7 protein-coding genes are annotated in these 7,001 nt (G+C 74.0%); 2 read left to right on the forward strand and 5 right to left on the reverse strand.

Annotation, left to right across the window (positions count from 1 at the left end):
* A partial coding sequence (locus tag CCN51_RS49455) for a serine/threonine-protein kinase (RefSeq protein WP_143676176.1) occupies positions 1-626 on the reverse strand: 626 nt, incomplete at its 3' end.
* A 52-nt stretch (positions 627-678) separates the two neighbouring features.
* Between CCN51_RS49455 and CCN51_RS49460 the strand changes: the two genes are divergently transcribed.
* A complete protein-coding gene (locus CCN51_RS49460) occupies positions 679-1,539 on the forward strand; it encodes an SMI1/KNR4 family protein (protein WP_043488804.1) in 861 nt (286 codons plus the stop codon).
* A gap of 78 nt (positions 1,540-1,617) precedes the next feature.
* Here the strand turns inward: CCN51_RS49460 and CCN51_RS49465 are convergent, their stop codons facing one another.
* From CCN51_RS49465 to CCN51_RS49475, 3 genes are read right to left on the reverse strand one after another with little or no spacing between them, the layout of a single operon-like run.
* Positions 1,618-2,394 (reverse strand): polysaccharide deacetylase family protein, encoded by a 777-nt coding sequence (locus tag CCN51_RS49465; RefSeq protein WP_014173495.1) that lies wholly within the window; start codon positions 2,392-2,394, stop codon positions 1,618-1,620.
* Between the two features lie 52 nt (positions 2,395-2,446).
* On the reverse strand, positions 2,447-3,427 hold the full coding sequence (locus tag CCN51_RS49470) for a DMT family transporter (RefSeq protein WP_014173496.1): 981 nt from the start codon (positions 3,425-3,427) through the stop codon (positions 2,447-2,449).
* 4 nt (positions 3,428-3,431) lie between these two features.
* Entirely contained in the window at positions 3,432-4,250 is an 819-nt protein-coding gene (locus CCN51_RS49475) for an SDR family NAD(P)-dependent oxidoreductase (protein ID WP_014173497.1), read from the reverse strand.
* 273 nt (positions 4,251-4,523) lie between these two features.
* Between CCN51_RS49475 and CCN51_RS49480 the strand changes: the two genes are divergently transcribed.
* Positions 4,524-5,642 (forward strand): MGDG synthase family glycosyltransferase, encoded by a 1,119-nt coding sequence (locus tag CCN51_RS49480; RefSeq protein WP_014173498.1) that lies wholly within the window; start codon positions 4,524-4,526, stop codon positions 5,640-5,642.
* A gap of 214 nt (positions 5,643-5,856) precedes the next feature.
* Here CCN51_RS49480 and CCN51_RS49485 read toward each other — a convergent pair whose 3' ends face one another.
* Positions 5,857-6,585, reverse strand: coding sequence for a hypothetical protein (locus CCN51_RS49485; protein ID WP_043486106.1), 729 nt, complete (start codon positions 6,583-6,585; stop codon positions 5,857-5,859).
* Positions 6,586-7,001: the final 416 nt, after the last annotated feature.

Genomic DNA, 7,001 nt, shown 5'->3' on the forward strand with positions numbered 1-7,001 from the left:
GCGAGCACGGCGCCGAGCGCGAAGACATCGCCGGGTGGTCCGGTGCGCCGGCCGAGCACCTGTTCGGGGGCGGAGAAGCCGGGCGTGGCGGGGGCCGAACCGGCGCCGGTGAGGGTCATTCCGTGCTCGGGCCGGGCGATGCCGAAGTCGATGACGTACGGGCCGCCACGGGTGAGCACCACGTTCGACGGCTTCAGGTCCCGGTGCACCAGTCCGGCCGCGTGGATCTCCGCCAGTGTTCCGGCCAGCGCCGCGCCCAGCGCCCGTACGTCCGCCTCCGCGCACGGCCCGAAACGCTCCACGGCGCGGGTCAGTGTCAGCCCCGGCAGGAATTCCGAGGCGAGCCAGGGCCGTTCGGCCCACACCCCGTGCCCCAGGACCGCTGCCACCCCGGGCCCACGCACCGACCGGGCCACCTCGGCCTCCCGCCGGAAGCGGTCCAGCATCCCGGGATCCACGTCGTCAGCGGCCCGCAGCGCCTTCACGGCGGCGGTCCGGCCCGCCGCGTCCACCCCCAGGTAGACCTTCCCCATGCCGCCCGCGCCGACCACACCGAGCAACCGGTAGGGCCCGAGCCGCATCGGGTCGTCGTCGGCGAGCGGGGCGACTATCGGGTTCTCGGTCATGGCCACGAAGCGCGATCGTAGACGGCCCCGGACCGGCGTCTACGCTGTGCCCGTGATCTTTGCGCACGCCCCGCTGTCCGAGCTCGTCCGCCGCGTACCGCCCCCGGCCGAGGCCGTGGACGGCCGCGGCGACTGGGAGGCGGCCGAGGCCGCGCTGGGCGTGCGGCTGCCCACGGACTTCAAGGCGCTCGTCGAGACGTACGGGCGGGGCGAGTTCTGCGACCACATCTGCCTGCGCACACCGTTCGGCGAGGACAATCCGGTCCGGCTCGCGGCGGATCTGCTCGAGGACTACGGCAGCATGCGGGAGATGTTCCCCGAGAACTTCCCCTATCCGCTCTTCCCCGAGCCGGGTGGGCTGATCGCGTGGGCGGTGACGGGCAGCGGACACCATGTGTGCTGGCGCACCGCGGGGCCGCCGGACGAGTGGCCGGTCGTGGTGTGGTCGCGTGACGACGACTACGAGGAGTACGGGCCCGGCGCCGCCGACTTCCTGGAGGGGTGGATCACCGGACGGATCGTCTCGGAGGCCATGCCGGGCGACAACCTCGACCTGGCTCCGTGGTTCGACTCCGCGCGCGAGCTGGCCCATGTGTACGTCAGGCTGGCAGAGGGCGAACGGCCCTACCCGGAGCGGCTGCGACTGCTGCGCGAGGCGCTGGCGCCCACCGCCGACCGGGGCGGCTTCGTGTCCGAGTACGACGGCCTGCGGCAGGATCATTTCGCCACCGTCGAGGGTGGCTGGGAGGTGACGTACGAGACGGCGTACGGCCATCAGATCCGGGTGGCGTTCCCTCCGGAGGACAGCGAGCGGGCGCGGCTGGCGGTGCTCGGCGCGGCGAGGTTGATGGGGTGTGAGGTGCTGGGGTTGTCGACCGTGCACGGCACGGTCGTATGGCAGCCCGTGCCGTGAGCCTCGTTGACGTGAGCAGCGACGAGGGAAGCCCGCGCGTAGAAGCGCCCCGAGACTGAGCGGGGAGAGGGGCGCCGCTCAGCCGCCGCCGATCCCGTGGTCGGCGAGCGGGCCCACCGTCCAGCCCTCGTCCCGGCATACGCGGACGAGGGCCGGCAGCGCGCCGAGCGTCGCCCGCCAGCAGCCGGGCTCGGCCGCCCGGTCGGAGTCGTGGAGCAGCACCGTGCCGCCGCCACGCAGATCACGGCATACGGTGGCGAGCACCGAGGCCGGAGTGGCCCGCGCGGTCCAGTCACGGCCCCACGCCGTCCACAGCACGGGCCTGAGCCCGGCCCGCGCGGCGGCCAGCCCCCGGCCACCGGTCAGCACCCCGTACGGCGGCCGGTACCACCGCGGCACCGCGCCCGTGGCCCGCCGTACGACACGGGCGGCGCCCTCGACCTCGTGCAGGTCCCGGGCGACCGTGGGCAGCCATGGGCGGCTGTGCGTCCAGCCATGGACGGCGAGCTCATGACCACGGCGGGAGATTTCGTATGCGGTCCGCGGATGGCGCATGACACTGTCGCCGAGGACGAAGAACGTGGCCCGTACGGCGAGCTCGTCGAGGGCGTCGAGGAACTGCGGGGTGGACCCGGGGTCAGGCCCGTCGTCAAAGGTGAGGGCGATGTGGTTGGGCCGACCGCGACCGGCCAGGGCCGGGAAGAGGGCGCGCCGCACACCCGGCAGCCAGGTACCGGCGGGGCCGATGTGCGCGGCCACCATCAGGGCCGCCGTGGCTGTGGCCGTGGGCAGGGTCTCGGCCCGGTGGCGCGGGGTGCTGTGACGGCCGTCGTGTCCGGCGGCTCCGCGGCTCATGGGCGCCTCACATGGGGCTGCCGCTCCCAGCCGCGCCGGGTCGCCGCCCCGGTCACGACGCGCCGCCGCTTTCGGTCCGCCGTGCCGTGCGGGCAGGGCGCTCCGGGGTCGACCGGGTGGCCGTGTCCCAGCCGTCGGCGACGGCGGGTGAGTGGGACAGGCCGACGATACCGGCCGCCATCAGTGCGACGCCGATCGCCTCGGGCACGATGCGCGGCCCCAGGGCGATGCGCTCGCCGAACAGCACCCAGCCCAGCACGATGCTCATCAGCGCGTCGCCGAGGGTGAGCGCGGGCTGCGACGCCGCCAGGGTGCCGGCCCGCAGGGTGCTCTGTAGCAGCAGGAAACTCAGCAGCCCGACGCCGCACACCGCGTAGAGCGGCCAGCTGGTGAACACGGCGGCCACGCCGCCGGAGAACCGGCCGGTGAACTCCTTGATCAGCGCCGCGGTGCAGGCGAAACACGCCGCGGTGGCGCACCCCAGGACGGCGGCGCGGGCGGGGCCGCGCAGTGCGCGGGCCACCGCGGTCAGGACGACCACGGCGAGCGCCGCCAACAGGCCCACCGGGAGCCAGCGGCCGTTCTTCGCGGTGCTCTGGCCGTGCGAGGGGTCGGCGGCCACGAGGAAGAGCGCCAGCCCGGCGGCCAGCGTCACAAACGCCAGCCACGTCCGGCCGTCCGGGCGGTGGCGGAAGACCAGACTGCCGACCACCAGGGTGAACAGCAGTTCGGTCACCAGCAGTGGCTGGACGACGGAGAGCCGCCCGACCGCGAGCGCGCCCACCTGGGCCACCGCAGACACCACCATCGCCGCCCCGCCGGCCAGCCAGAACGGGCGGCGCAGCAGCCGGGCCAGCCGGAGCAGGGCCTGCCCGGCCCGCCGCCCCGCTCGCTGTTCCTGCTCCTGCTCCTGCTCCTGTTCTTGCTCCATCGCGGCTTCTTGCTCCATCGCGGCGCGTCGCTGCAGCACCGACGCCGCGCCGTTGGCCAGGGCGGACAACAACGCCAGCAGGATCGTCAACGCGTCGTGCACCGCGTCACCCGAAACGGGAAGCCAGTCGGCGGTACAGCGCCGGGGCCGCGCTGCGGACCAGTGCGGGCAGGCGCAGCCAGGCGGGTACGTAGACCTCGTCCCGGCCTCGCGCGACGGCGTCCCAGACCGCGTCGGCGACCGTGGCCGGGGGCAGCGGGCGGGGCCGGCGGCGGGTGTACGGGGTGCCGCGGCGGGCGAAGAACGGGGTGTCCACCACGCCCGGGACGACATGGGTGACCCGTACCCCGGACCCGTGGAGCTCGTACCGCAGGGCGTCGGCGAAGGTGCCGAGCGCCGCCTTGGCGGCGGAGTACACCGCCTCGCCCCTGACCCCCACGCTGCCCGCGACCGATCCGATGAGCACGATATGGCCGCGCCGTTCGGCCAGCATGCGCGGCAGCACCAGGCGCGCGAGGCGTACGGCGGCGAGCAGGTCGACGGAGATCACCTGGTCGATGGCCGTGGGCGGCATCGAGCCGAACGGTCCGGCCCAGCCGACCCCCGCCCCGGCGACGAGCAGGTCGATCCGCCCGGCCACATGGAATGCCTCCCGGACCAGGTGGCCGCTTCCCTCCTCGGTGGCCAGGTCGGCGGGGAGGGCGGTGGCCGAGGTCCGGGCCGCCACGCGGTCCAGCCGCTCCCGGTGGCGGCCGCTGATCAGCAGCCGCCAGCCGCCCTCGGCGGCCAACCGGTCCGCGACGGCGGCGCCGATGCCCGAGGACGCGCCGGTCACCAGCGCGACGCCGCGCCACGCGGCAGCGGGGCTCTCCGCGTCCCGGGCCGGGCCACGGTGGGTTCCTGTGTCCGGGAGGGGGCGGGTCATGGCGACTCCCTGTGACGGCCGGCCGGGGCGCGCGGCCGCCGTACGGTTTGGCGACACGCGGAACGGTTACCTCCAGTTAGCCACGTCCAGCTCCACCACGCACCACACACGCCACGCACGCAGACACGCGATACCGCACCACACGCGGCGCATCGGCACCCGCCACACGTCAGCCGTCAGCCGTCAGCCGTGCACACCAGCGGAGGTGACAATGTTTCCAGCGCATCCGCCACCCGATGCCCAGCGCGCCGGGCGCCCTCCCCAGGAGCGCCGGTGAGCCGGCGTTTCCTCGTGGTGAGCGCCAGCATGGGCTCCGGTCACGACGCGGTGGCCGGGGAGCTGGCGCGGCGCCTTACGGCCCGGGGACACCGGGTGGACCGGACCGATGTCCTCGGGCTGCTGCCCGCCGGGATCGGCCCGGGGCTGCGCTCCGGATACCGGGCGGCGATCCGCCACCTCCCCGTCCTCTACGCGGGAATCTACGCCGCGTTCTTCCGCCCGGGCCCCGGCCCGCGGCCGGGCAGTGCCCCGCTGGCGGCACTCGCCGAACGCCGGCTGCTGGACCTGGTGGAGCGGTGGCGGCCGGATGTGGTCGTCCCGGTCTTCCATCTCGCCGCCCAGCTCACCGGCCGACTCCGCGCGGGCGGGGCGCTGCCGGTGCCCAGCGCCGTCGTCATCACCGACTTCGCGGTGCACCGGCAGTGGCTGCACCCGGGCAACGATCTGCATCTGTGCGTCACGGCCGACGCGGCCGACACCGTGCGGCGGGCCGTGGGCCGGCCCGCGGTGGCTACTGGTCCGGTGGTGGCCGGGCGCTTCTTCGCCCCCGCCCCGGGGGCGGCCGACTGGCGGTGCCGCTTCGCGGCCCGCGCGCCCGGGAGGCTTCCGGTGGCGCTGGCGGCGGGTGCGTGGGGGGCCGGCAGCCGCCTGGCCGCCACGTCGCGGCTGCTGGCCTCGGCGGGGTATCTGCCGGTGGTGCTGTGCGGCCGTAACGAGCGGCTGCGCCGCGAACTGTCGCGGTCGCCCGAGGTGTGGGCCATCGGCTGGGAGCCGGACCTGCCCGGTCTGTTGGCCGCGTCACGGGCCGTGGTGGACAACGCCGCCGGGCAAACTGCCCTGGAGGCGCTGGCCGCCGGGGTGCCCGTGGTCGGCTACCGCCCCGTCCCGGGCCATGGGCTTGAGGGTGTCCGCCACATGGCGGCGCTGGGCGTGAGCGACCACGCGCGGGACGCGGAGGAGCTCGTACGGCTGCTCGACACGCTCACCGCGCCCGGCGCGGCGCGCGACCGCCGTATCGCCGCGGGACGCCGCCTGTTCATCGGCGACGCGGCGGCCTGTCTGGCCGAGGTCGGCCGGGTGGCCGGAGCGGCCCACGGTGCGGCGGGCGATTAGGCCGGCTTCCTCAGGCGTGCGCCGAGGAGCGGACCGGTGTTCTCAGAGGTGCGCCAAGGGCGGCCGGTGTTCTCAGAGGTGTTCGAGGGGGCCCGTTTCTCACGGGTGCGTCTAAGACGGGCCGGTTTTCTCGGCCGCTGCGTCGAGGAGGCGCCTGTCGGGCGGTGGATGGGCGGTGTATCCGCCCGTCAGGCGCCGACCTCCTGTGCCTCGGTCAGGCCTCGTACAGGCCGCGCCCGGCGCTCTTGGCCCGGTCCGCCTTGCGGAGTCGCTCCAAAGTGTTACGCACGGAGTTGACGTTCGTCCGCGTCTCGTCGCGCCCCAGGGCCTCGTTGACCTCAGCGGCCCGCAGCGGGCGGTCCGCCTTGCGCAGTGCGGCCAGCACGTTGTCCGAGAGGCCGCCGGAGCGCTCCGCCGCCGGCTCGGTCTTGGGCGCCGCCGTCTTGGGCGCCGTGGCCTTGGGCGCCGCGGCGGCCTTCTTGGCCGTCTTCTTGGTGGCCGTGGCCTTCTTCGCCGCGGTCTTCGAAGTCCGCGCGGTGGCGGGGGCCTTGGCCTTGCCCTTGCTGCGCTGACGGCCGATGGCGGCCTTCCGCGTGGCGGTGGCGGTGGCCCCGGCGGCGGGAGCCGGCTCAGCGGCCGGTTCCGGTGCCGCCTCGGGGGCGGGCTCGGCCGCCGTGGCCTCGGTGGCCGCGGTTTCTTCGGCCACCGGCTCCGCAGCCGGTGGCGCGGTTTCGGCCACCGGCTCCTCCGGCGCCTGCTGCGGTACCGGCAGGCTGGAGAGCGCTTGAAGGCTGTTCAGCGCGCCGCTGACCGCCTCCAGTCGCTTGGTGACGGATTCCAAATCCTTCTTGAGAGCCTCCTGCTGTTCCTCAAGTCGCGGGCGCTCTGCCTCCAGCGCCTCGATCGTCGATCCCACACTGTTGTCCGCACTCAATGCGTTCACCACCACTTCGTACCCTTTCTACGCCCATCGCAGCTGCGATTATGCCTGGTGTTCAGATGTGTACGGTGCCCTCCACACCGCCACACAACACCATCGAATCCACTTGCGCACCACTTCGAACACATGCGTCTCCACGCGTGTGAATGTCCGACTGGGTGTCAGAATCCCCTCAAGGCCGAGCGTAGAGGTGCAACCGGGCCCAATGGAACACCGGTTGGCGATACGAATGTGGCTGCCACGCGGATGTGGCCGCCACATGGATATGGCCGCCGTCTCACGGCGGCCATATCCATGTGGCGGCCACATCCGCGTGGCAGCCACATTCGTATCGCCAACCGGTGTTCCATTGGGCCCGGTTGCACCTCTACGCTCGGCCTTGAGGGGATTCTGACACCCAGTCGGACATTCACACGCGT

Source organism: Streptomyces milbemycinicus (assembly GCF_002154605.1).
Taxonomy (GTDB): Bacteria; Actinomycetota; Actinomycetes; order Streptomycetales; family Streptomycetaceae; genus Streptomyces; species Streptomyces milbemycinicus.